Source organism: Mesorhizobium sp. M0029 (assembly GCF_040323735.1).
Classification (GTDB): domain Bacteria; phylum Pseudomonadota; class Alphaproteobacteria; order Rhizobiales; family Rhizobiaceae; genus Mesorhizobium.
In genome coordinates this window covers 132,902-156,984 of the sequence record NZ_JAMYVF010000008.1, presented here as the reverse complement: position 1 = coordinate 156,984, position 24,083 = coordinate 132,902, and the positions used below count along the sequence as shown (strand labels likewise).

General features: G+C 62.0%; 24 protein-coding genes, 1 other RNA gene and 2 pseudogenes. 10 read left to right on the top strand and 17 right to left on the bottom strand.

All coding sequences use genetic code 11. From position 1 onward, the window contains the following. Positions 1-15 precede the first annotated feature (15 nt). The 3 genes and pseudogenes from NKJ76_RS15880 to NKJ76_RS15870 all read left to right on the top strand — a co-directional run bounded on the left by NKJ76_RS15880 (position 16) and on the right by NKJ76_RS15870 (position 1,391). Complete coding sequence (locus NKJ76_RS15880) at positions 16-498, top strand: SRPBCC domain-containing protein (protein WP_352537846.1); 483 nt, start codon at positions 16-18, stop codon at positions 496-498. A gap of 19 nt (positions 499-517) precedes the next feature. Beyond that, a pseudogene (locus NKJ76_RS15875) lies at positions 518-879 on the top strand (VOC family protein). 29 nt (positions 880-908) lie between these two features. Beyond that, positions 909-1,391: an SRPBCC family protein gene (locus tag NKJ76_RS15870; RefSeq protein WP_352537845.1), complete on the top strand. Its 483-nt coding sequence runs from the start codon at positions 909-911 to the stop codon at positions 1,389-1,391. A gap of 22 nt (positions 1,392-1,413) precedes the next feature. Here NKJ76_RS15870 and NKJ76_RS15865 read toward each other — a convergent pair whose 3' ends face one another. The 5 genes from NKJ76_RS15865 to ssrS form a co-directional block, all read right to left on the bottom strand. Next, positions 1,414-2,175, bottom strand: a complete 762-nt coding sequence (locus NKJ76_RS15865; RefSeq protein ID WP_023744972.1) for a TerC family protein — start codon at positions 2,173-2,175, stop codon at positions 1,414-1,416. 73 nt (positions 2,176-2,248) lie between these two features. Then, positions 2,249-3,073, bottom strand: coding sequence for a TIGR00282 family metallophosphoesterase (locus tag NKJ76_RS15860; protein ID WP_352537844.1), 825 nt, complete (start codon positions 3,071-3,073; stop codon positions 2,249-2,251). 56 nt (positions 3,074-3,129) lie between these two features. Further along, positions 3,130-3,657, bottom strand: a complete 528-nt coding sequence (locus NKJ76_RS15855) for a DUF3592 domain-containing protein (RefSeq protein WP_352537843.1) — start codon at positions 3,655-3,657, stop codon at positions 3,130-3,132. Positions 3,658-3,740: 83 nt separating this feature from the next. Further along, positions 3,741-4,325 carry a 5-formyltetrahydrofolate cyclo-ligase gene (locus NKJ76_RS15850; protein ID WP_352537842.1) on the bottom strand — a complete coding sequence of 195 codons (585 nt, stop codon included), beginning with the start codon at positions 4,323-4,325 and terminating at the stop codon, positions 3,741-3,743. A 92-nt stretch (positions 4,326-4,417) separates the two neighbouring features. After that, positions 4,418-4,573, bottom strand: a non-coding RNA gene (gene ssrS, locus NKJ76_RS15845) — 6S RNA. Positions 4,574-4,722: 149 nt separating this feature from the next. Between ssrS and NKJ76_RS15840 the strand changes: the two genes are divergently transcribed. Continuing rightward, positions 4,723-5,562: an AAA family ATPase gene (locus tag NKJ76_RS15840; RefSeq protein ID WP_023694573.1), complete on the top strand. Its 840-nt coding sequence runs from the start codon at positions 4,723-4,725 to the stop codon at positions 5,560-5,562. Between the two features lie 41 nt (positions 5,563-5,603). Here NKJ76_RS15840 and NKJ76_RS15835 read toward each other — a convergent pair whose 3' ends face one another. Continuing rightward, a complete protein-coding gene (locus NKJ76_RS15835) occupies positions 5,604-7,142 on the bottom strand; it encodes an MFS transporter (protein ID WP_352537841.1) in 1,539 nt (512 codons plus the stop codon). 141 nt (positions 7,143-7,283) lie between these two features. On the opposite strand from NKJ76_RS15835, the gene NKJ76_RS15830 reads away from it, so the two are divergent. The 6 genes from NKJ76_RS15830 (at position 7,284) to msrB (ending at position 11,466) form a co-directional block, all read left to right on the top strand. Next, positions 7,284-8,147: a LysR family transcriptional regulator gene (locus NKJ76_RS15830; protein ID WP_023698426.1), complete on the top strand. Its 864-nt coding sequence runs from the start codon at positions 7,284-7,286 to the stop codon at positions 8,145-8,147. Positions 8,148-8,204: 57 nt separating this feature from the next. Next, a complete protein-coding gene (locus tag NKJ76_RS15825) occupies positions 8,205-8,651 on the top strand; it encodes a GNAT family N-acetyltransferase (RefSeq protein ID WP_023688930.1) in 447 nt (148 codons plus the stop codon). A gap of 35 nt (positions 8,652-8,686) precedes the next feature. Beyond that, positions 8,687-8,947, top strand: a complete 261-nt coding sequence (locus tag NKJ76_RS15820) for a type II toxin-antitoxin system HicB family antitoxin (RefSeq protein ID WP_050485875.1) — start codon at positions 8,687-8,689, stop codon at positions 8,945-8,947. 9 nt (positions 8,948-8,956) lie between these two features. Beyond that, the gene (locus NKJ76_RS15815; protein ID WP_352444851.1) at positions 8,957-10,147 is read left to right on the top strand and encodes a vWA domain-containing protein; all 1,191 of its coding nucleotides are present in this window, start codon (positions 8,957-8,959) and stop codon (positions 10,145-10,147) included. A 16-nt stretch (positions 10,148-10,163) separates the two neighbouring features. Next, complete coding sequence (locus NKJ76_RS15810; RefSeq protein ID WP_023668726.1) at positions 10,164-10,961, top strand: MBL fold metallo-hydrolase; 798 nt, start codon at positions 10,164-10,166, stop codon at positions 10,959-10,961. 100 nt (positions 10,962-11,061) lie between these two features. Beyond that, positions 11,062-11,466, top strand: coding sequence for a peptide-methionine (R)-S-oxide reductase MsrB (gene msrB / locus NKJ76_RS15805; RefSeq protein WP_023688927.1), 405 nt, complete (start codon positions 11,062-11,064; stop codon positions 11,464-11,466). 62 nt (positions 11,467-11,528) lie between these two features. On the opposite strand, the gene NKJ76_RS15800 is transcribed toward msrB, so the two are convergent. The 11 genes and pseudogenes from NKJ76_RS15800 to NKJ76_RS15750 all read right to left on the bottom strand — a co-directional run bounded on the left by NKJ76_RS15800 (position 11,529) and on the right by NKJ76_RS15750 (position 24,072). Beyond that, positions 11,529-11,840: a hypothetical protein gene (locus tag NKJ76_RS15800; protein ID WP_023688926.1), complete on the bottom strand. Its 312-nt coding sequence runs from the start codon at positions 11,838-11,840 to the stop codon at positions 11,529-11,531. A gap of 7 nt (positions 11,841-11,847) precedes the next feature. Beyond that, on the bottom strand, positions 11,848-12,288 hold the full coding sequence (locus NKJ76_RS15795) for a hypothetical protein (protein WP_023688925.1): 441 nt from the start codon (positions 12,286-12,288) through the stop codon (positions 11,848-11,850). Positions 12,289-12,381: 93 nt separating this feature from the next. After that, a complete protein-coding gene (locus NKJ76_RS15790) occupies positions 12,382-12,642 on the bottom strand; it encodes a DUF2312 domain-containing protein (protein ID WP_023668722.1) in 261 nt (86 codons plus the stop codon). 150 nt (positions 12,643-12,792) lie between these two features. Continuing rightward, on the bottom strand, positions 12,793-16,251 hold the full coding sequence (gene pyc, locus NKJ76_RS15785) for a pyruvate carboxylase (protein ID WP_352537840.1): 3,459 nt from the start codon (positions 16,249-16,251) through the stop codon (positions 12,793-12,795). A gap of 282 nt (positions 16,252-16,533) precedes the next feature. Further along, positions 16,534-17,655 (bottom strand): branched-chain amino acid ABC transporter substrate-binding protein, encoded by a 1,122-nt coding sequence (locus NKJ76_RS15780; RefSeq protein WP_023668720.1) that lies wholly within the window; start codon positions 17,653-17,655, stop codon positions 16,534-16,536. Between the two features lie 137 nt (positions 17,656-17,792). Next, positions 17,793-18,140, bottom strand: a complete 348-nt coding sequence (locus NKJ76_RS15775) for a DUF6867 family protein (protein ID WP_023668719.1) — start codon at positions 18,138-18,140, stop codon at positions 17,793-17,795. Positions 18,141-18,252: 112 nt separating this feature from the next. Then, complete coding sequence (locus NKJ76_RS15770) at positions 18,253-18,981, bottom strand: ABC transporter ATP-binding protein (protein ID WP_023668718.1); 729 nt, start codon at positions 18,979-18,981, stop codon at positions 18,253-18,255. A gap of 20 nt (positions 18,982-19,001) precedes the next feature. Continuing rightward, positions 19,002-20,108: pseudogene (locus tag NKJ76_RS15765) on the bottom strand (ABC transporter ATP-binding protein); the annotation flags it as partial. Further along, a complete protein-coding gene (gene livM / locus NKJ76_RS15760; RefSeq protein WP_023688923.1) occupies positions 20,108-21,703 on the bottom strand; it encodes a high-affinity branched-chain amino acid ABC transporter permease LivM in 1,596 nt (531 codons plus the stop codon). The gene livM and the pseudogene NKJ76_RS15765, both read right to left, overlap by 1 nt. 4 nt (positions 21,704-21,707) lie before the next feature. Next, a complete protein-coding gene (locus NKJ76_RS15755; protein WP_023668715.1) occupies positions 21,708-22,610 on the bottom strand; it encodes a branched-chain amino acid ABC transporter permease in 903 nt (300 codons plus the stop codon). A 460-nt stretch (positions 22,611-23,070) separates the two neighbouring features. Then, positions 23,071-24,072 (bottom strand): 4-hydroxyproline epimerase, encoded by a 1,002-nt coding sequence (locus NKJ76_RS15750; protein WP_352537839.1) that lies wholly within the window; start codon positions 24,070-24,072, stop codon positions 23,071-23,073. Positions 24,073-24,083 lie beyond the last annotated feature (11 nt).

The window sequence follows — 24,083 nt, the reverse complement described above, 5'->3', positions numbered from 1 at the left end:
GAAGGAGCTGTGGATATGTCTCTTGGATTCAGAGTTTCCGGGCGCATCGGCAAACCGGTCGCCGAAGTCTTCGACGCCGTCGTCAATCCCAAAAAGCTGAGTGGCTATTTCACCACCATCGGCGGCGCCAGCGCGCCGCTGAAGGCCGGCACCGGGGTGGTCTGGTGGGGCAAGGTGCCCGTCGAAGTCGATGAGGTGATCAAGGACAGCCATATCGTGCTGCGCTGGGATGCCACCGATGCCGAAGGCAAGCCCGCCTACAAGACACGCATCGAGATGAACTTCGAGCCGCTGGACGATGGCGGCACCCTTGTGACCATTGCTGAATCCGGCTGGCCGGAAGGCGTGGTCGGCCTGCAGAAATCCTACCTCAATTGCGAGGGCTGGTCGCAGATGCTGGCTTGCATGAAGGCCTATGTCGAATACGGCATCAACCTGCGCGACGGCTACTACCGCGGCGAGATGAGGGGCGAGCCGGCCAACGAGACAAACAGATGATCGCGCAACGGAGCCCGCAATGACCGCGAAAATGACCGGCGGCATCAACATCGCCATGAAAGTGCCCCCGCATCAATACGAGGCGACGATCGCCTTCTATCGCGACGTCGTCGGCTTGAATCCATTCACCGCCAAGGCGCCGGCCATCGGCTTCGAGCTCGGCCCCAACCGTCTGTGGATCGACGAGGCGCCGATGCTGAGCCAGGCCGAAGTCTGGCTTGAGCTTTTCACCGGCGATTCTGCAGCCATTGCGGATCATCTCGCCAAGGCCGGCGTCGTCCGTTGCGACGCGGTCGAGCCCCTGGGCGAAGGCTTTCGCGGCTTCTGGATCGCCAACCGGCCAGCATCGTTCACATGGTGCGCGAGCCCGACGCCTGGTAGCGCAAAGCCGGACAAGGAAGGAGCATTCGATGGAAGTTCACAAAACGCCGACTGCCGAAGCCGGCATACTGATCAAGCGGCCGGTCGCCGAGGTCTTCGAGGCGGTCGTCGACCCGGCCATCACCACGAAATTCTGGTTTACCCACAGTAGCGGCCGGCTGGATAGCGGCAAAGAGGTTCGCTGGGAGTGGCGCATGTACGGCGCCTCGGCGATGGTCAATGTCAGCGAGATCGTCGAGAACAAGAAGATCGTCATGCGATGGAGCGATCCGCCGACCACTGTGGTCTGGACATTCACGGAGATGCCCGGCGCCGAAACGCCTGACGGTGCGACCTTTCTTGAGGTCAGCAATTTCGGCTTCGCCGGCACCGCCGACGAGCAGGTCAAGCAGGCGGTCGGCTCGACCGACGGCTTCGCACTGGTTCTTGCCGGCGCAAAGGCATGGCTGGAACAGGGCCTGTCGCTTGGCCTGATCGGCGACCGTTATCCGAAGGGCGTGCCGGGGCGCTAGGGCCGCCCCTGCGGCGCCAGCCTCAATGCCCGCCGCCGGATTTCTTGCGCCGCCGCGCCAGCATGTTCAGGCCCTCGACCAGGGCGGAAAAACCCATGGCGGCGTAGATGTAGCCTTTCGGCACATGATAGCCCATTCCGTCGGCGATCAGCGTCATGCCGATCATCAGCAGGAAGCCCAGTGCCAGCATGACGATGCTCGGGTTCTTGGCGATGAAATTGGCCAGTGGCCCGGCCGCCAGCATCATCACGCTCACCGCCACGATGACGGCGATGTACATGATGGCGATCTCGTCGGTCATGCCGACGGCGGTGATGATCGAATCGATCGAAAAGACGAGATCGAGCAGCAGTATCTGGAAGATGGCGCCGGCAAGCGAGATCTGCAGCGTCTCGCCCATCATCGTATCCTTGTGGTCGTCGGGATCGACCGTGTGGTGGATTTCCTTGGTCGCCTTCCAGACCAGGAACAGGCCGCCGGCGATCAGGATCAGGTCGCGCCAGGAAAAGCCATGGCCGAACGCAGTGAACACCGGCGTCGTCAGCTGCACGATGATCGAAATGGTGGCGAGCAGCACCAGCCGCATGATCAGCGCCGCCGAGATGCCGAGACGACGGGCACGCGCCCGCTGCGCTTCCGGCAATTTGTTGGTCAGGATCGAGATGAAGATCAGATTGTCGATGCCGAGCACGACCTCGAGGACGATCAGCGTCAGCAACGCGACCCACGCGGTTGGATCGGAAACAAATTGAAAATGCGGCGCCAGGAATTCAACGAGCTGCATGGAGGTCGTCCCCTCTTTAACGATCTAGAGCAGTTTCGTCGCCAGTTAGGTACTTTACTCGACTATATCAATGTCATGACCAGAAGGATGGCGCGGTTTCTTCGAGCCGCGGCCCGCGACGAAAAGGCGCGATCTTCTCGGCCAAGCCCGTCCGGTCGGAAATGTCGACGCCGACGCCGCACAATGTCGCCGGTCCGGTCGCCGCCTCGAAGCGGCCCTTCGGCACTTTCGACAGGAAGCGGTTGAGCGGTTCTTCCTTGTCCATGCCGAGCGAGGAATCATAGTCGCCGCACATGCCGGCATCGGACATATAGCCCGTGCCGCCATTGAGGATCTGGTGGTCGGCCGTCGGCTGGTGCGTATGGGTGCCGATGACGAGGCTGGCGCGGCCGTCGACGAAATGCGCGAAGCACATTTTCTCCGAGGTCGCTTCGGCATGGAAGTCGATGACCACGGCATCGGCCTGCTCGCCCAGCGGACAGGCGGCCAGCTCGCGCTCGCCAGCCTGGAACGGATCGTCGAGCTCGGGATGCATGAACACCCGGCCCATGATGTTGGCGACCAGCACGCGCGCGCCGTTTTTGGCGATGTAGACGCCGGAGCCGCGCCCCGGCGTGCCCCTGGGGAAATTGGACGGACGCAGGAAACGCTCCTCGCGCGGCGCGAAAGCTAGCGCGTCACGCTGGTCCCAGACGTGGTTGCCGGTGGTGACGACATCGGCGCCGGCGGCGATGGTGTCGCGAAAAATGTCTTCGGTAATGCCGAAGCCGCCGGCGGCGTTCTCGCCATTGACGATGACGAAGTCGAGTTTGAAATCCGAGATCAGGCCGGGCAGTTGTTCCCACACCGCCGTACGTCCCGATTTGCCCACCATGTCGCCGAGGAAGAGAAGTCTCATGCCCACTTCTATCCAGAGGCACGGACGCTAGGCAAGCGCTACCCGGGCGATTGGCGCTAACGCCGGCCGAAAGTACCACGCTGCTGTTGAGGCGGCTTGGCGCTCGCGCCCGCAACGCGAACTGCCGAAGGCCTCATCGGTGACGCCGGCGGTGCGGTGCGTCCGCGCAGCCAGAAGAACCACACGTAAAAAACAGTGAACCCACCAGTAGCGGCCAGGAGCAACAGCCCGCCGCGCCAGCCCTTCATCGCCGCGGTATCGAGGATCGATGGATTGGCAGGGTTGTAATACAACTCCACCACGTCGCCTTTGGACGCCGTGTAGAGGCCGATGTCCTTTCCCTTGCCGGACCACGTCATCGGCGCATCGTTGGCGACATACCTGACGGCGACATTGATGCCTTCCGTGGTGAGGCCATTCCTCTGCGTTTCACTGTAGGGACTGACATCCGTCACAGTGGCAACGGCCTGCTGCCAGGCGAACTGGTGATGCAGGGCAGTTCCCACAATATGCACTGCCATCGCGAACAGCGCCACCGCGATAAGGACGAACGGCATCAGCAGGAAGCGTGCGAAGACAAACATGGATGGCCGCCATCGGATCGGACTGTGTTGCCGGAATACTATCCGGCACGTCTTGGAAACGCGTTAAGCGGGATCGCGGTCTTTTAAGCGATATCGAAGCGGCGCAAACCGCTCTCGGTCAGTATTTCCGGGATGATGACGTCGTGCGCCTCATCCGGCACCAGACCCACCTCCTGGCAATCGAAGGCGATGCCGATCAGTCGTGGCGGCTGGCCCTTGTCGATCAGCCTGGCGATGGCGCGGTCGTAATAGCCGGCGCCATACCCGATGCGATGACCGCGGCTGTCGAACGCCGCGAGCGGCACCAGCATCACCGCGGGATCGAGAACCTCGGCCTCCGCATGCGGACCGACCGTGCCAAAACCCATCTCGACCATCGGCGCGCCGTGCACCAGTTCGCGAAAGACTATGGTGGTCTTGTCGAGGATGGCCGGCAGGCAAAGCCTGGCTCCCTTCTCACGCAAGGCAAACATCAGCGGCCTGACGTCGACTTCCGATCGCATCGGCCAGAAAGCTGAAACGATCTGACCCGGCTCGATGGCGAGGTGGTCGCGCGCCGTCTCGGCCATTTCAAGCGCGATCTCCACCCGCCACAGCGGATCGAGCGCATCGCGACGGCCGAGTGCCTCGAGGCGCAACTGCTTTTTCAGGTCTTTGGGAGATGTCATGCGCGGACGATAGAAAAGGTCGGATCTGGGTGACGTTTCATGAGCGACGTTTTCTACCACATCATCCGCCAAACTGGGCGGATACAGGTAAGTGACGATCCACACAACCGGTGGAGAGAGCGATCCCGGGAACCTACAAAGTAGGTGGGCGCCGTATGAGAAAACCCACGGGTCTTCCCAGGGACAGCTCCCTAAGGATCGTTAAGGCCCCGGGGAAAATGTTCTCCTGCCGGGAAGCGCAGACCGCCAAGCCCAATATAGGCGGCTGGTCGGTCAAGCGCTAGTGACATGAGCCGATGTTTCCATTTCGATCTCACACGCTTTGGTCGCAGCCGGCTCGCCCTTGCACAGGTCAAGCAGCGTCCTTACGCTCGCGCTGACCAACCGAGGAGCAAGTATGCGTTTCGAAGGCACGGCGGCCTATGTCGCCGACAAGGATCTGATGGTGGCGGTGAACGCCGCGATCGCGCTGGAGCGGCCATTGCTGGTCAAGGGCGAGCCGGGCACCGGCAAGACCGAGCTTGCCCGCCAGGTGGCATCGGCGCTCGGCCTCGACCTGATCGAATGGCACGTCAAGTCGACCACCCGTGCGCAGCAGGGACTGTATGAATATGATGCTGTCTCGCGGCTGCGCGACAGCCAGCTCGGCGATGCCAGGTTCAACGACATCAAAAACTACATCAAGCGCGGCAAGCTCTGGCACGCCTTCGCGGCCGGTAAGAAGGTCGTGCTGTTGATCGACGAGATCGACAAGGCCGATATCGAATTCCCCAACGACCTTTTGCAGGAACTCGATCGGATGGAGTTCTTCGTCTACGAAACCGGCGAAACGATCCGCGCCGCTGTGCGCCCCATCGTCATCATCACTTCCAACAATGAGAAGGAACTGCCCGACGCCTTCCTGCGCCGGTGCTTCTTCCACTACATCCGCTTTCCCGATGTCGACACGCTGCACAAAATCGTCGACGTGCACTATCCCGGCATAAAGCAGAATTTGGTGCGTGCTGCCCTGACCCAGTTCTACGAGATCCGCGACGTGCAGGGGTTGAAGAAGAAGCCGTCGACCTCCGAGGCGCTCGACTGGATCCGCCTGCTGGTCGCCGACGACATCGCACCCGAGGATCTGCGCGCCGACCCCAGGAACGCGCTGCCGAAGCTGCACGGCGCACTGCTCAAGAACGAACAGGACGTGCATCTGTTTGAACGCCTGGCCTTCATGGCCAGACGGCAGGGGTGAGGATCGAGGGTTGGCTGACAGCTACGGGCGGCTTTGGCCGCTTACTCCGCGGGAGCAAACCCTCTCTCCTGCGGCGCGACGCGCTTCGGCCCGAAGATGACGAAGCCGATGACCGACAGGGCGAGAACGCCGATCCCGCAATAGAGCATGACCCAGCCGAAACCATTGACCAGCGCGGCATGCACGATGGCGCCGGATGGGTCGAGGGCTGCGAGCTTCGGCGTCCCCTGCGCAAGGCCCTCCAGATTGCCGGTGGCGACCCTTTCCGCCAGTGCCCGCAACTCATCCGGCTCCAAAGCCGCGCCGAGTGTGGCCCGCAGGTGGGAAACGATACCTTGCGTCAGCAGCAGGCCGAGCACCGCGATGTTGATAGCGAGCGTGATCAGGCGTGCGCTGATGTCGATGCCGGACGCCATGCCGGCACGATCCGGCGATACCGCGCCGGTCGTGGTATTGGTGGTCGGCGAATTGGTGAGACCGATGCCGATGCCGGCAATCAGCGTGCCGGGCAGCATGGTCAGCCAGGTGGCGCCCTCGAGCCTGGAGCCGATCCACATGGCGATGAAACCGATCCCTAGCGTCAGCAGACCGAGCGGGATGGCAATTCGTGCCTGATAGCGCGCGCGAATGCGCTCGGCGATCGGCGGCATCACCATGAAGGGCAGCGTGTAGACGAGCAACAGCAGGCCGGTCGTCGTGCTGTCATAGCCGAGAACGCCCGAATAATAGATCGGCAGATAGATGATGAACGGCCAGTAACTGAAATTCATGCCGATGGCGCCCATGATCGCGCCGGAAAACTGGCGGATGCGGAACGCGGAGAAATCGAACATCGGATAGGGATTGACCCTCTCGGCCACAAGGAAAGCGATGAACGCAGCCACGGAGGCTGATATCACGCCGATGCGGGCGCTGGTCCCGAGATCCGCACCTTGCGTGATCAGATAGGAAAAGCCGAACACCGCCGCCGACAGCGTCAGCATGCCGGCCCAGTCGAGCTTCTGGGCGTTGTGATCGCGCGATTGCGTGACACCGGCGCCGATAAAGGCGAGCGCCAGGATCGCCAGCGGCACGTGGATGAGGAACACCCATTGCCAGTTCGACAGCGCCACGATCAAGCCACCGATGGCGGGCCCGAAACCGAGCCCGATGCCTGAGACGACGCTCCAGGCGACGAAAGCCTTGCCGCGTTCGCGGCCGTCCTGGAACTGGTGAGACAGCACGGCGACGCTGCAGGTCAGCATCGCGCCGCCGGCGAGGCCTTGCAGGAAGCGGGCGGCTATCAGCAGTGCAGCACTCGGAGCCAGGCCGCACAGCAGCGAGGCGAGGCCGAAGGCGACGGTGGTGATCACCATCACGCTCTTGCGGCCGAAACGGTCGGCCAATGTCCCTGTCGCCATCAGCACTGTCGTGCAGGCGATGGTGTAGGCATTCATGATCCACTGCAAATCCCTGAAATTGGCGGCGAGCACGCTTTCCAGTTTCGGCAGGATCACCGGCACGCTGGAGATTTCGAGCCCGAACAGCAGCGACGCCAGGCACACGCCGGTGAGCGCTATGGTGTTTCGTTGAATTGGCATATCGATCTCTTTCCATCCGAGCATGAGGCGCTCTTCAAACCGCGACCAGTTTGAGATAGAGGAGACTCGACCATGAAAAAAGGCATGCTCGGCTATATCAGAAATGACAAAACGGAATGATCGGCCCAATGGAGTGCTGCGATGACCAGTCTTGATGTGGACGCCGTACGAACCTTTGTGATGGTGGCCGATCTGCAGAGCTTCACCCAGGCGGCATCGGCGCTGGGCAGCACGCAGGCGACGATCAGCGTCAAGCTGCGCCGCCTTGAGGAGAAGCTCGGCGCGCGATTGATTGAAAGAACGCCGCGCCGCGTCAGCCTGTCGGCACGAGGCGCCGTCTTCCTCCCCGCCGCGCGTGACTTCCTTGCCGCGCACGAGCGCGCCATGGCGGAGTTTGCGTCAGCACCGTGCCGGCTTGCGCTCGGCTTTGTCGATCATGCCGCCGGTCCGGCGCTGTCCATTCTGATTGCCCAGCTCCATGCGCACGATCCATCGCTGACGCTCAGTTTGAGGATCGATACCAGCACGGTGCTCAAGGAAGCTTTCGATCACGGCGAGCTCGATGCAGTCATCGTGCACCGCGAAGGCGACAGCCGTCCTGGCCGGACCTTGTCGCGCAACCACTATGGCTGGTTCGCAGCACCTTCCTTCGAGTGGCAGCGCGGAACGCCGTTGCGCCTCGCGCTCTTAAGCACCGTGTGCAACTGTCCGGATCGTGTGCGGGCGGTCGAGGCGCTGGACAAAGCAGGCATCGCCTGGGAGGAGGCCTTCGTCGGCGGCGGCGGCGCGGCCGTCAACATTGCGATATCGGCGGGCTTTGCCGTTTCGGCGCTGGCTCACTGCGTCGCTCCGCCCGGCCTGATCGAGGTTGGCCGCAAACTTGGTCTTCCATCGCTTGACCCTTCCGAAGTGGTGCTGCATTCGCACAATCTGGCGCCGCGCGCGCGTGACGCGCTGCAGATGCTGGCGACCGCATTTCGCGAGTACAATTCGCCGGTGGATTAGGCGATGGTGTTTCCGATCTGATTCCGCCGGAATCCGTAAGGCTTTGGAGGAACCGAAATGACCGAGATCACCGTCCGCCCGCTGGCGCTGGCCGACCATGCCGACTGGCGGCGGCTGTGGACTGCCTACCTCACCTTCTACGAGACCAAGCTGCCGGACGAGGTCTACGACATCACCTGGAAACGACTGTTCACGGAAGGTGAATTCGAACCGAAGGGGTTTATCGCCACGCTCGACGGCAAGGCGGTCGGCCTGACCCATTATCTCTATCACCGCTCCGGCTGGTCGGAGAAAAACAACTGCTACCTGCAGGACCTGTTCGCCGACCCTGATGTGCGCGGCAAGGGCATCGGTGCGGCCCTCATTGAAGCGGTCAAGCAGGCAGCCGGCAAGATCGGCGTCAAGAACGTCTATTGGATGACCCACGAAACCAACACCACAGCGCGCAAGCTCTACGACCATGTCGCGCGGCGGACAGGGTTTATCGAGTATGATCTGCTATGATGCGAGCGCGATCGAAATAACGCGGAAGGAGCCGAATGATCCGCTATGTCGGAATCCTGGATGGCAGTGACGGCGTTTGGGGAGTGCGGATGCCCGATCTCGCCGGCTGCCACGGGGCCGGCGCAAACCCGGCTGAAGCGATAGCCGATGCCGCGTCGGCTATGCGCGAATGGGCGGAAGCCCGCATCGCAAAGCACTTGCCCATGCCCAACCCACGTACCGTGGCAAATCTTCTGCAATCCGGCGAAATCGACAGTGCCCGTGGCGACTCCGCCGTGACCGTTCGGCATAGATAACGGCCAACCATGTTCCTCCCCTTCTTTCTCGAACTAAAGGCCGCGCGGGTTCCCGTTTCGCTCAGGGAATATCTGTCGCTGCTGGAAGGGCTGGAGGCCGGGCTGGTCGACTATGACGTCCAGGGTTTTTACTACCTCGCCCGCGCCGCGCTTGTGAAGGACGAACGCCATATCGACCGCTTCGACCAGGTGTTTACGCATGTCTTCAAGGGGATCGAGGCGCTCACCGGCCCCGATGCCGTCGGTGTCGCCAACATCCCTGAGGAATGGCTGCGCCGGCTAGCCGAAAAGCACCTGACCGAGGAAGAGAAGAAACTGATCGAGGCGCTCGGCGGTTTCGACAAGCTGATGGAGACACTGAAGCAGCGGCTGGAGGAGCAGAAAGGCCGCCACCAGGGCGGCTCGAAATGGATCGGTACCGGCGGCACCTCGCCTTTCGGCGCCTATGGCTACAATCCCGAAGGCGTGCGCATCGGCCAGCATGAAAGCCGAAATCGCCGTGCGGTGAAAGTCTGGGACGAGCGCGAGTTCAAAAATTTCGACGACGCCGTCGAGCTCGGCACCCGCAACATCAAGGTGGCGCTGAAGCGCCTGCGCCGCTGGGTGCGCGAGGGTGCGGAGGAAGTGTTCGACCTGCCCGGCACCATCCATGCCACCGCCGAGCACGGCTATCTCGATGTGCAGACGCGCCCCGAACGGCGCAACGCCGTGAAGCTCTTGATGTTCTTCGATGTCGGCGGCTCGATGGACGACCACATCAAAAGCGTCGAGGAGCTGTTTTCGGCCGCCCGCGCCGAATTCCGCCAGCTCGAATATTTTTACTTCCACAACTGCGTTTACGAGGGCGTCTGGAAGGACAACCGGCGCAGGCATGCCGAGACCATCCCGACCTTCGATCTGCTTCACAAATACGGCCCCGACTACAAGGTGATCGTCGTCGGCGATGCCTCGATGAGCCCTTACGAGATCGCGCATCCCGGCGGTTCGGTCGAGCATTGGAATCCGGAAGCCGGCAGTGTCTGGCTTGGCCGCCTCATCCAGCAATGGCCGAATGCGGTCTGGCTGAACCCCGAAAACCAGAAAAACTGGGGCTTCACCCATTCGATCGCGATGATCCGCGATCTCTTCGGCGGCCGCATGTTCCCACTGACGCTGGCCGGGTTGGAAGCCGCGACGAAGCAGCTCTCACGCAAGCATTGATATGAGAGGAAAACCGATGACCTGCTTTCTTTGCCCGCAATGCGGCGTCCAGTTCGCGGCAACGCAGACCCCTCCAGAAAATTGCCCGATCTGCGAGGACGAGCGGCAATATGTGCGCTGGGAAGGCCAGGCCTGGATCACTGGGGAAGAACTCTCTGCCGGGCATAGGCTTGTGATGAAGGACGATGCCGGCGTTCTCGCTTTCGGCATCGAGCCGCGCTTTGCTATCGGCCAGCGGGCGCTGCTGGCGCAGACGCCGCACGGCAATGTGCTGTGGGATTGCATCTCGATGGTGAGCGACGAGGCGGTAGCCGAAATCAACCGTCGCGGCGGCCTGGCCGCGATCGCCATTTCGCACTGCCACTATTATTCGGTGATGGTCGAGTGGAGCGAGGCGTTTGGCGGCGTGCCGATCTATCTCCATGCCGACGACCGCCAGTGGATCATGCGGCCGCACAACGCCATCGTCAGCTGGGCGGGCGAGACGCTGGCCATAAACCCGTCGCTGACACTCGTGCGTTGCGGTGGCCATTTTGCCGGCGGCCAGGTGCTGCATTGGAAACGCGATGGCGGTAACGCCCTGCTGTCCGGCGACATATTGCAGGTGACGCCGACGCGTCGCCATGTCAGCTTCATGTACAGCTATCCGAACTACATTCCGCTCAATGCGCCGGCCGTGCGACGCATCGCGGCGGCACTTGAGCCTTTCGAATTCGACGACATCTACGGCGCGTGGTGGCAGCAGAACATCATCGGCGGCGCAAGAACGGCATTTCATGCGTCGATCGCCCGCTATCTTCAGGCGATTGGGTAGGAACTCGGCTGAAAATGCGAGCAAAACACGTAACAAACGCCTATCTCTAAGCGAATATTGCTTGCAACCAACAACAAGCCGCCAAGGCTGAGGAGATCAAATGGACACCCACACCTACCCTGTCACCCGCACCGACGCCGAATGGCGCGCCCGCCTGACGCCCGAGCAATATGCGGTCATGCGCGGCCATGGCACCGAACGGCCCGGAAGCTGCGCGCTGCTCTACGAAAAGCGCGCCGGCACCTTTTCCTGCGTCGGCTGCGACCAGCCGCTGTTCGAATCCAAGCTCAAGTTCGAGAGCGGCACCGGCTGGCCGAGCTTCAATGATCCGGTGCCCGGTTCGGTCGAAAACACCGTCGACCGCAGCTACGGCATGGTCCGCACCGAATGCCACTGCGCCCGCTGCGGCAGCCATCTCGGCCATGTCTTCGAGGACGGCCCGCCGCCGACCGGCCTGCGCTATTGCATCAACGGCGTGGCGCTGAAATTCGAGCCGACGGCTTAAACCGCAGCTTGACCACCATCTTCAAAGGGCGGCTTCGGCCGCCCTTTTTCGTGTCAATCTTCTCAGACAACCACCACCAGGATCAGCCAAAGCGTAGCCCCGAGCGTCATCAACGAAGCCTTGGCGCCACTGGATTTTTCCGTGGTTCGCCAGACGGCAAAGGTCAGAAAGATGTTGTAGGGCACGGGCGCGAAATGCACCGCCAGGACGACGGCGAGCGGCAGCTTCAAGCCGAGCAGAATGAGCGCGGCCACCGACGAGGCGATGTTGATCGCCGTGCCGACAAGGACTAGATCGCGCCAGAACAACCGCTCGACCGGCACCGCGCCTTGCCAGCGCGAGCCGAAGAAGGATCCGATGCTTTGCACCAACACCTGATAGCTATCCCTCTCCCAGCACGTCGGTGACGGCGCGCTCGAAGCGCGAGCATTCCGTCACCAGCCAGTCGGCCATGGCCGGCCAGTTGTCCTCGGCATAGCAGTTCACCCGCCACATCGAATTGATGCCGAGGCCCTCGCAGCTCTGCTCCGGCCTGAGCTTCAGCCTGTCTTCGATTGCCGGTTGGAACGGCTTCAGCCGCGACCAGACCCCGGTCGCGCCGAACTTCCCGTTACGGCCGAAAAAGACGCCAACTTGGCTTTGCGCCGGCGCGACATACATCGACAGGACCAGAGCGAAGTCAGGCAGCCCGCGCTGCCAGAACCAGGGTCCGCGCCGCGCCATGGAAGCGCGTTCCTCCGGATGCCGTTCGGCGAACAGCGCCCAGAAGCTGCGTTGGCGGAATTCAGAGGCGCGGCGGGCGCCGAAGTCGAATTCGCTCATGGTTCGATGCCCGTTCCAGCATCATTCCTTGGCCCGAGACTGTTTCGAAATTCGCTCCGGCGATATCAGCCGGAGTAGAATTTCCAGACAGCCTTACACCATGCCGAGCGCGGCCTTGTAGAGATCGAGGATGGTTTCCTCTTCCTGGCGCTCGGCCTGGTCCTTCTTGCGCAGCCGGATGATCGACCGCATCGCCTTGGTGTCGAAGCCGGTGCCCTTGGCCTCGGCGAACACTTCCTTGATGTCGTCGGCGATGGTCTTCTTTTCTTCCTCGAGCCGCTCGATGCGCTCGATGAAGGCGCGCAACTGGCCGGCGGCAACAGTCTGGCTGGTATCTGTGATGTCGTCGGCCATGTTTTTTCTCCGCTACTTTTTAAGCACCGCGATTCTGGCGCGGTAAATTGGGAGCGGGTTCGATGCCCGAGCAGGCGCGGCGGGTCAAGCCATTATCGATGCTCCATCAACGGCTGCTGCCAGCCGTCCCCAGTGTGATGGATCCGCGCGTCAGCCAAACGCGATCAACAGATCCTTCGCATCGATCTGATCGCCGGCCTTGACCAGCACTTCGGCCACTGTGCCGTCGCGCTCGGCATGCAGGGCCGTCTCCATCTTCATGGCTTCGATCGACAACAGCACGTCGCCGGCCTTGACCGCTTGGCCGGCGGCAACTGAAAGGGCGGAGACCACGCCCGGCATCGGCGCGCCGACATGCGCCTCGTTGCCGGGCTCGGCCTTGCGCCGAGCCTTGGCCGCCGAGGCGCCATGCGCCCTGTCCGGCACCCGGACACGGCGCGGCTGGCCGTTGAGCTCGAAGAACACGGTGACCATGCCCTTCTCATCGACGTCGCCGATCGCAAGGCAGCGCACCACAAGCGTCTTGCCTTTTTCGATGTCCAGGAAGATCTCGTCTTCGGACTTCATGCCGTAGAAATAGGTCGGCGTCGGCAGCACACTGACCGGCCCGTAGGTTTCCTGCGCGGCGGCGAAGTCGGTAAACACTTTCGGATACATCAGCCAGGAGGCGAATTCGTACTCCGAGAGCTTGCGCTCCAGCTTCTGCTCGATCTCCTTGCGGCTGGCCTTGAGGTCGGCTGGCTTGAGCAGCGAGCCCGGCCGCACGGTGATCGGCTTGCTTTCCTTCAGTGCCTTCTTCTGCAGCTTCGCAGGCCAGCCGCCGGGCGACTGGCCGAGATCGCCGCGCAGCATCGAGACGACCGAGTCCGGGAAGGCGATGTCCTTGGCCGGGTTTTCGACGTCGGCAACGGTCAGATCCTGGCTCACCATCATCAGCGCCATGTCGCCGACCACCTTGGACGACGGCGTCACCTTGACGATGTCACCGAACATCAAATTGACGTCGTGATAGGCTTGTGCCACCTCGTGCCAACGCGTTTCCAGCCCGAGCGAACGCGCCTGCTCCTTGAGGTTGGTGAACTGGCCGCCCGGCATTTCGTGCAGATAGACTTCCGAGGCTGGCCCCTTGAGATCGCTTTCGAAGGCCGCATACTGGTTGCGCACCGCTTCCCAGTAGAAGGAGATGTTGCGGATCCATTGCGGATCGAGGCCGGGATCGCGCTCGGTTCCCTTCAGCGCCTCGACGATCGAGCCCAGGCAAGGCTGCGAGGTGTTGCCGGAGAAGGAATCCATCGCCGCGTCGATGGCGTCGACGCCACTTTCCACGCCGGCCAGCACCGTCGCCGCCGACAGGCCTGACGTGTCGTGGGTGTGGAAATGGATCGGCAGGTCGGTCGCCTCGCGCAGCGCCTTGAACAGCACGCGGGCGGCAGCCGGCTTCAAAAGCCCGGCCATGTCCTTGACGGCGATGATATGGGCGCCGGCGGCCTGCAATTCCTTCGCCAGCCCGACATAGTACTTAAGGTCGTATTTGGCGCGCGCCGGATCGAGGATGTCGCCGGTGTAGCAGATCGCCGCTTCGACCAGCTTGCCCTCGGCGCCCACCGCGTCCATGGCGACACGCATGTTCTCGACCCAGTTCAGGCAGTCGAAGACGCGGAACAGGTCGACGCCGCCGGCCGCCGCCTGGCTGACGAAATGTTGCACCACATTGTCGGGATAGTTGGTGTAGCCGACGCCGTTGGCGCCGCGCAGAAGCATCTGCAGCAAAAGGTTGGGGGCCGCTTCGCGCACTTTGCTCAGCCGCTCCCACGGATCCTCGGTCAGGAAGCGCATGGCGACGTCGAAAGTGGCGCCGCCCCAGCATTCCAGCGACAGCAGCCGCGGCAGCGCCCGCGCATAGGTGCCGGCAATGCCGGCAATGTCATGCGTACGCATGCGGGTGGCGAGCAGCGACTGGTGGCCGTCGCGCATCGTCGTGTCGGTGACCAGCACCTCTTTTTGCTCACGCATCCAGGCAGCGAATTTCTCCGGCCCCAGCGTGTCGAGCTTCTGCTTGCTGCCATCAGGCACATTGCCGTTGAGATAGGGCACGACGGGCGCTGCCGCATCGGCCTTGGGCATCGGACGGCCGCGGGTTTCGGGATGGCCGTTGACGCTGACGTCGGCCAGATAGTTGAGCAGCTTGGTGGCTCGATCCTGCCGCTTCACCTGCGCGAACAGCTCCGGCGTCGTGTCGATGAACCTGGTCGTGTAGGAATTGTCGGCGAAGCGCGGGTGGTTGATGATTGCCTCGAGGAAGGTGAGGTTGGTCGCCACGCCGCGGATGCGGAACTCGCGCAAGGCCCGGTTCATGCGGGCGATCGCCTCGGCCGGTGTCGGGGCCCAGGCAGTCACCTTCTCCAGCAGCGGATCGTAAAAGCGGGTGATGACCGCGCCCGAATAGGCGGTGCCGCCGTCGAGGCGGATGCCGAAACCGGCGGCTTCGCGATAAGCGGTGATGCGGCCGTAGTCCGGAATGAAACTATGCTCCGGATCCTCGGTCGTTATGCGGCACTGCAGCGCGTGACCGTTCAACCTGATATCGGCCTGCGCCGGCACGCCCGACTCTTTCGTGCCGATGGCAAAGCCGTCCAGTATGTGGATCTGCGCCTTGACGATGTCGATGCCGGTCACCTGCTCGGTGACGGTGTGCTCGACCTGGATGCGCGGATTGACCTCGATGAAGTAGAATTTGCCGGTGTCGGCGTCCTGCAGGAATTCCACCGTACCGGCGCCGATATAGCTGGTCTCGCGCGCGATCTTGAGCGCATAGCCGCAAAGCTCCTGGCGCAATGCCTCGCTGAGATAGGGCGCCGGCGCCCGTTCGACGACCTTCTGGTTGCGGCGCTGGATCGAGCAGTCGCGCTCGAACAGATGTACAGCGTTGCCATGCGTGTCGCCGAGCACCTGGACCTCGACATGGCGAGCGCGCTCGATCAGCTTTTCGAGATAGACCTCGTCCTTGCCGAAGGCGGCCTTGGCCTCGCGCTTGCCTTCCATCACCTCGCGGGAGAGGTCGGCTTCCGCGCGGATGGCGCGCATGCCGCGCCCGCCGCCGCCCCATGATGCCTTGAGCATCACCGGATAGCCGACTGTCTTGGCCAGCTGCTTGACTGCTTCCATGTCGTCCGGCAGCGGTTCGGTTGCCGGCACCACCGGCACGCCGACCTCGATGGCCAGATTGCGCGCGGCGACCTTGTTGCCGAGCCGGCGCATCGTGTCGGGCTTCGGCCCTATGAAAGTGATGCCGGCCTCGGCGCAGGCATCTGCGAATTCAGGGCTTTCCGACAGGAGGCCATAGCCCGGGTGGATGGCGTCGGCGCCGGACAGTCTGGCGACCCGGATCACTTCCTCGATCGACAGATAGCTTTCGATCGGCCCCATGTCCCTGGCCAGATGCGGCCCGCGCCCGACCTGGTAGCTTTCATCGGCCTTGAACCGATGAAGCGAATATTTGTCCTCCTCGGCCCAGATCGCCACGGTTTTGAGGCCGAGCTCGTTGGCCGCGCGAAAGACGCGGATGGCAATTTCGGACCTGTTGGCGACGAGGATCTTCGTGATGGCCAAGGAAGGAGGCTCCGGACAGGGAGGGATGGGGCGGAGGCATGATTAACGCGAAAATGCTGCAGTGCAACCAAAATCGAGGAGAGATTAAACCGATTTAAATGCGATTCTAGCACCACGGCTCGAAAAGCTGCGTGCGATTGGCGCCGCGAGGTGACGCTAATTGTCGTGCCCGCGCAAATTCGACCCCGGCTAACGGCTTGTCCAGCCACCCTCGCTGCCGCCCTGTCACCAACAAAAATGCCCGGCGCGAGCGCCGGGCATTCCATAGAGCTGCGTTCCGAATTACGACTTCGGGAACCAGGAGATCTTGCCGTCCGGACCCTTCTTCCATTCGTACATGATGTAGCCCGGGAGCTTCGGATCGCCCTTCGCGTCATAGGCGAGATCGCCCAGAACGGTCTTGAACGGGCCCTTCTCGTGCAGCGCCTTGGCCACTTCCACGGGGTCGTTCGACTTGGCCACGGCAGCAGCCTCGGCGATCACCTGCATGGCGGCGTAGGAGTAGAGAGTGTAGGCTTCCGGCTCGAAGCCCTGAGCGCGGAACTTCTCGACCAGTGCCTTGTTCTCGGGGATCAGGCGCGGATCGGGACCGAAGGTGTTGAGCGTGCCGATAACCGCATCGCCGGCGATCGCAGCCAGCTCGTCGGTGACGATGCCGTCGCCCGACATCAGGGTAGCCTTGAGGCCCTGGTCCGCCGACTGGCGGATGATCAGGCCGGCTTCGGTATGCAGGCCGCCCCAATAGATCAGGGTAACACCGGCGTCCTTCATCTTGGCAATCAGCGCCGAGAAGTCCTTGTCGCCGACATTGACGCCTTCATACATGACTTCGGTCAGGCCGGCTGCGTTCATCGCCTTCTTGGTCTCGTCGGCAAGGCCCTGACCATAGGGGGTCTTGTCGTGGATGACGGCAACCTTGGCGTCCTTGAAGTTGGTCGCGATATAGCCGCCGGCGATGCCGCCCTGCTGGTCATCGCGTCCGCAGGTGCGGAACACGTTCCACAGGCCGCGCTCGGTGAATTTCGGGTTGGTCGCCGCAGGCGTCACTTCGACGATGTTGTTGTCGACGTAGACTTCCTGCGAAACCGGGATCGAGACGCCCGAGTTGAAGTGGCCGATCACGAATTTCACGCCGTCGCCGACGAACTTGTTGCCGACCGAAATGCCCTGCTTCGGATCCGAGACGTCGTCGCCGACTTCGAGCTTGATCTGCTCGCCGTTCATGCCGCCTGCTGCGTTGATGTCGGCAACGGCCGCTTCCGCACCCTTCTGCAGCTGCGCACCGAAGGCCGCATTCGGACCGGTGATCGGACCTGCGACGCCGACGATAACGTCAGCCCATGCATTGCCACCGAACGCGACAAGCGCGGTCAGGGCAACGGCGGACAAAAGTGATTTCTTCATTTAAACGCTCCCATTTACGAGGTGGGCGTGGATGAAACTTTCATGCGATGCCCACCCTTATCGCAGAAAGCGTACTTTGCCGATTTTCAGGCCCTTGTCACGCCGATTCATCCCCGGAACGGCGTTAATGATGAACGTCAACCTTTCGGTTTCCAGCTTAAGATCGAAGCCCGTTCGTAAAGCCAATTATACTGCGTCACCATCTGGTTCGTACGCGTGTATTGATAGCCGACAAACCCCAATATCATGAGCACGATTGTGTCCACGACATAGTATTGCAGCGAAAACATCGTGCCGCCGAACAAGGCATGATGGATGAACCTGATGCCTATGCCGAGACCCAGCAGATAGGCGAACAGCGCCGGCAGGCTGCGCCATGTCTGGGCGCTGGCCTTGCCGGTCATCCATGCCGCCCAGCCGCCGAGCAGACAGGTGACGAAGAAGAACTGCCAGATGGAAGGTTCCTCGTGAAGAATGCCTTGCATGATGAAGACTCCCTAGCATGATCCCGAAAAGTTGCAGACTTTTCGGACAAAGGTCATGCGACAAACAAACAAGTTGGAGCGGAATACCGTATGCATACATTCCGCTCCAAAATCAGTGATGGCCGCCTTCGAGATAGGCTGCCCGCACTTCCGGATTGGCGAGCAATTCCTTGCCTGTGCCGCTCATGGTCACGTTGCCGTTGACCATGACATAGCCGCGCGTGGCGAGTTTGAGCGCGCCGAAGGCGTTCTGCTCGACCAGGAACACGGTCAGCCCTTGCGTGCGGTTCAGCTCGCGGATGGCATCGAAGATCTGCTTGACGATCAGCGGCGCCAGACCCAGCGACGGCTCGTCGAGCAACAGCAGCTTAGGCCGCGCCATCAGCGCACGTCCGATCGACAGCATCTGCTGCTCGCCGCCCGACAGCGTGCCGCCGCGCTGGGCAATGCGCTCCTTGAGGCGCGGGAACAGCGCGAACACCTTCTCGGCATCTTCGTCATAGTGCTTGAGATTGTCGAGACCGGCGCCCATCTGCAGGTTTTCCATCACCGTCATGCGCGGGAAAATGCGCCTGCCTTCCGGCGACTGCGCAATGCGCATGCGGGCGATCTCGTGCGTCGGCATCTGGGTGATGTCGGTGCCGGCGAAAGTGATTGAGCCGGCACGAGCGCGCGGCGCACCGAAGATGGTCATCATCAGCGTCGACTTGCCGGCACCGTTCGCACCGATCAGCGCGACGATCTCGCCCTGGTTGACGTGGACATCGACGCCGTTCAGCGCCTTGATGTTGCCGTAGTAGGTCTCGACGCCCTTGATGTCGAGCAGCGTTGTCTCGGCCATCACTTACGCCCTCCGCGCGGCTTGCCTGTCGGGGATTTGGTGGCCGCCGGTTTGGACTTGGCCGTTAGACGCTCGGACGGTGCTCTTGGCGCGGAGTTGGCTCTTGTATCGTATTGGGTGGCCTTTGAAGCTCCCTTCGACACTGTGACCCGCTCGCCCTGGCTGTGGCCGATCGTGTCGCTTACCGGGCCGGCGAGATAGGAAGACGATGTGCCTGGTCCGTGAGCCGAATCCGGCCCGATGTCCAGCTGCTCGATGACGTCTTCATCGCCAACCTCGGTCAGCACCGTCTCGACCTCCTCGTCGTCGACGCCGAGATAGGCGGCGATGACGCGCGGGTCGGTACGCACCGATTGCGGGCTGCCGTCGGAAATCTTGCGGCCATATTCAAGCACCACGACATGGTCGGAAATCTGCATGACCACCGACATGTCATGTTCGATCAGCAGGATCGAGGTACTGCTCTTGATGTCCATCAGCAGCGAATTCAGCGCAGCCGACTCCTTCGGATTGAGACCGGCCGCAGGCTCGTCGAGGCACAGAAGTTCGGGCCCTGTGCACATGGCGCGCGCAATCTCGAGGCGCCGCTGCGCGCCATAGGGCAGGTCGCCGGCCGGATCGTCGGCGCGATCGACAAGATCGGCCATCTCCAGCCAGTGCTTGGCAAGCTCCACCGATTCAGCCGAGGCTCTGCGGTAGCCGCCGATCCCGAACAGGCCCAGGATCGTATAGCCGGATGCCTTCATCAGCTTGTTGTGCTGGGCAACCAGCAGATTCTCCAGCAGCGTCATGCCCGAGAACAGGCGGATGTTCTGGAAGGTGCGCGCCACCTTGGCGCGCGCCGGGATCTCATGATTGGGCAGCCGTTCGAGCAGGAAGCTCGAGCCGTCGGCCCGGTTGAGCGTAATCATGCCTTCCGACGGCTTGTAGAAGCCGGTGATGCAATTGAAGACGGTGGTCTTGCCGGCGCCATTGGGTCCGATCAGAGCGGTGATCTCGCCGCGCTTGGCCTGGAACGACAGATCGCCGATGGCGATCAGGCCGCCGAACTTCATCGAAAGATGCTCGACCTGGAGGATGGCGTCTTTCATACCCGGATTGGTCTTCTGAATGGAGGTCGCGCTCATCAGCCGTGCCCTTCCTTGGTGAAGGAGGAGGAGACCGCTTTTCGTTCACTGAGGAAGGCCGTCGGTTCACGGCTGCCGACAAAGCCGCGCGGCTTCCACAGCATGACGATGACCATCGCCATGCCGAACAAAAGCATGCGGTAAAGCTCCGGCGTGAAATCTTTTCCGAAGACACTTTTCAGGAAATCGAGTTCGCGCAGTGCCTCGGTGCCGCCGATCATCACCAGCGCGGCGACCGCGATGCCGACCAGCGAGCCCATGCCGCCGAGCACCACGATGGCCAGGATGATCGCCGATTCCAGGAAGACGAAGGATTCAGGGCTGACGAAGCCTTGCCGTGCGGCGAAGAAGGCGCCGGCAAAACCGCCGAACATGGCGCCGGTGGCAAAGGCGGTGAGCTTGGTGGTGGTGGTGTTGATGCCAAGCGAGCGGCAGGCAATCTCGTCCTCGCGCAGCGCCTCCCAGGCGCGGCCGACAGGCATGCGCCTGAGCCTGATGGTGACGAAGGCGGTCAGCAGCGCCAGCCCGAGAATCAGATAGTAGAGGAAGATCTTGTAGTAGGCGCTCGACTGGGCAATGTGCAGCACCTTGCCGATGTAGTTCGGGTCGGTCGAATTGAACGTCATCAGGCCGAAGAAGGTGACCTTCGGGATGCCGGAGATGCCGGCCGAGCCGTTGGTGACTTCACGCCAGTTGATCAGCACCAGGCGGATGATCTCGCCGAAGGCCAGGGTCACGATCGCCAGGTAATCGCCACGAAGCCTGAGCACCGGAAAGCCAAGCATAACGCCCCAGAAGGCGGCCATGGCGCCGGCGGCCGGCAGCAGGATCCAGAACGACAGGCCGTATTGCGAGCCTAGCAAGGCATAGGCATAGGCGCCGACCGCGTAAAAGGCGACGTAGCCGAGATCGAGCAGGCCGGCGAGGCCGACGACGATGTTCAGCCCCCAGGCCAGCATCACATAGATCAGGATCTGGATGCCGAAATTGTCGACCCACTTCAACGAGCCCTGCAGGCCGCCGGTTATCGACCACGCGTAGATCGACAGCACAACGACGACGAGGATCGGGTATAGCACCAGCGCCGCAATGCCGAGCTTGGTGAAATTGGCGTGGATGAAGGAGCGGAAATAGAAGATCACGCAAGCGAGCGCGTAAATGACGGCCAATGCGCGCAGGAACTGAAGGTAGCCGGCCAGATCGGGCCCCACCAACGCCGGCAGGGCGCTGCCAGACGCAACCAGGACAACCGCCAACACGACGGCGACGATGAAGGCCGGAAGCAGGAAGAAGCGCGACGCGACGCTCGCCGGCAACAGGCCGGTGGCGACATTGGTGATCTTCTGATTGGCCATGAACGGCTGGCCATAGGCAATGTAGAAGAAGCGGCCAAGCATGGTCAGCACGACCACGGTGATGAGCAGCAACCAGCGCTGCACCAGGATCAACTGGTTGCTGATGTTCTGGTCGGTCTTCAGGCCGATGAAGAGAATGAACAACCCCAGCGAGATGGCGCCGGCATAGAACGCTTCGCGCAATGCACGCTGCACGGGGGACGCGACGGTGTCGCGCTCCGAGGATACGGAAACCGCCATTGTCTCAGACCTTTTCGACTTCTGGCCGGCCCAAAATGCCGGAAGGCAGGAAGATCAGCACGATCGCCAGGATCGAGAACGCCGCGACGTCCTTGTAGTCGATCGAGAAATACGCCGACCACATGCTCTCGATGAAGCCGATCAAAAGCCCGCCAAGCACCGCGCCCGGCAGAGACCCGATGCCGCCGAGAACGGCCGCGGTGAAGGCCTTGACCCCCGGCACAAAGCCGTCGGAAAAGGCGATGACGCCGTAATACATCAGGAACAACGTGCCCGCGACGGCCGCAAGCGCTGCACCCATGATGAAGGTGATCGAGATCGTACGGTCGACATCGACGCCGAGCAGCGCCGCCATCTTGCGATCCTGCTCGCACGCCCTTTGCGCCCGGCCGAGGGAAGTCCTGTTGACCAGGTACCAGAACAGCGCCAGCAGCAGGGCGGTGACGACGACGATGATGATCTGCTTCAGCGACACGCTGATGCCGTTGATGTTGTAGACCTGGCTGACCATCGGCGGGATCGGCTTGTTGCGCGGGCCTTGCGTCACCTGGATGAAGTTCGACAGCGCGATCGACATGCCGATGGCGGTGATCAGCGGCGCCAGCCGGAACGAACCGCGCAGCGGCCGGTACGCCACCTTCTCGATCGTCCAGTTGTAGAGGCTGGTGAGCAGCATCGCCACGATCATCATGATCAGCAGCGCCAGGACGACCGGCACCGAATAGAACAAGGAGCCGAGGATGAGGAAGACGACGAGGGCGGCGAATGCCCCGACCATGAAAATGTCGCCGTGGGCGAAGTTGATCATGCCGATGATGCCGTAGACCATCGTGTAGCCGATTGCGATCAGCCCATAGATCGATCCCAGCGTCAGCCCATTGATAAGCTGCTGCACAAAGTACTGCATGTGTACATGGCTCCCCTGGAATGTCGCCCATGCAGACGCATTCCTTTTCGTATTTCCCCTAGTCGTAAAGTTTCGAGCCCGGATTGCAACGTGATTTTTCAAACGTCGAGCGTGTTTTGCCGGCACGCCTTCCGATTGCCCGTTTTTTTGCTCCCGACCCCTGGACTATCGCGGACCCTATCATTGGCATAACGCAATGTCTTTGACGATTCAGCCGGGCCAGCGACCTCATTTCGAAGAAATCCCGGTCAAAATTCGGTGATGAGACGAATCCTTGCGTTGTTGGCGGGCTTCGTTTTTAGCCACATTCCGTACTGACCAGCTGCAACATGGGTTACTTCCCGACTTATGGCGGTGGATGCCTCGCCCAACGCGCTAACCTTTCGCTGACTGGTTTCGCCAAGAGGTCCCGCTCTGGGTCCAAGTCCTGGTCTCGGTGGATGATCGGCAGCCTACCGTATCACTTAACCACAAAACCGTGCGCGAACGGATCGCGGTCGTCGATGAAGATGGTGTTCAGGCCGGTCATCCGGGCCCAGCCGCCGATCGAAGGAATGATGGCCGGCTTGCCGGCAACAGTGACGTCCCTCTCGACCTTGCCCTTGAACAGCGAGCCGATGATCGATTCGTGGACAAAACTGTCGCCGGCCTTGAGCTTGCCCTTGCCGTGGAGCTGCGCCATGCGCGCCGAGGTGCCGGTGCCGCAAGGTGAACGGTCGATCGCCTTGTCGCCATAGAAGACGGCGTTGCGTGCGTCGGCCCCCTCCACCGTCGGCTTGCCCGTCCACAGCATGTGGGACAGCCGGTTGATGCCGGGGTTTTCCGGATGCACGAACGAGTACTTCTCGTTAAGCCGCTGCCGCACCACAGGGCTCCAGGCGATGAAATCGCCGGCGGAATAATCAGCCATGTCGCGAAAATTCGCCTGCGGCTCGACGATGGCGTAGAAATTGCCGCCATAGGCGACATCGACAGTGATCTCGCCAAGCTGCGGGCAGTCGACCGTCAGTCCCTCGGCATAAAGGAAGGACGGTACATTGGTGATGCGCACCTCCTCGACATAGTCGCCGACCTGTTTGTATTCGGCGATAACCAGCCCGGCCGGTGTGTCGAGCCGGAGCACGCCGGGTGTCTTCGGCTTGATCAGCCCATGTTCGATGGCCATCGTCACCGTGCCGATCGTGCCGTGGCCGCACATCGGCAGGCAGCCCGACGTCTCGATGAACAGGATGGCTATGTCGCAATCCTCGCGCGTCGGCGGATAGAGGATCGAGCCCGACATGACGTCGTGGCCGCGTGGCTCGAACATCAGCCCGGTGCGGATCCAGTCATACTCCGCCAGGAAATGCGCCCGCCGCTCCATCATCGTCGAACCCTCGAGCAAGGGACCGCCGCCGGCGACCAGCCGCACCGGATTGCCGCAGGTATGGCCGTCGATGCAAAAGAAGGATTTTTTGGCCATGATTTCCTCGA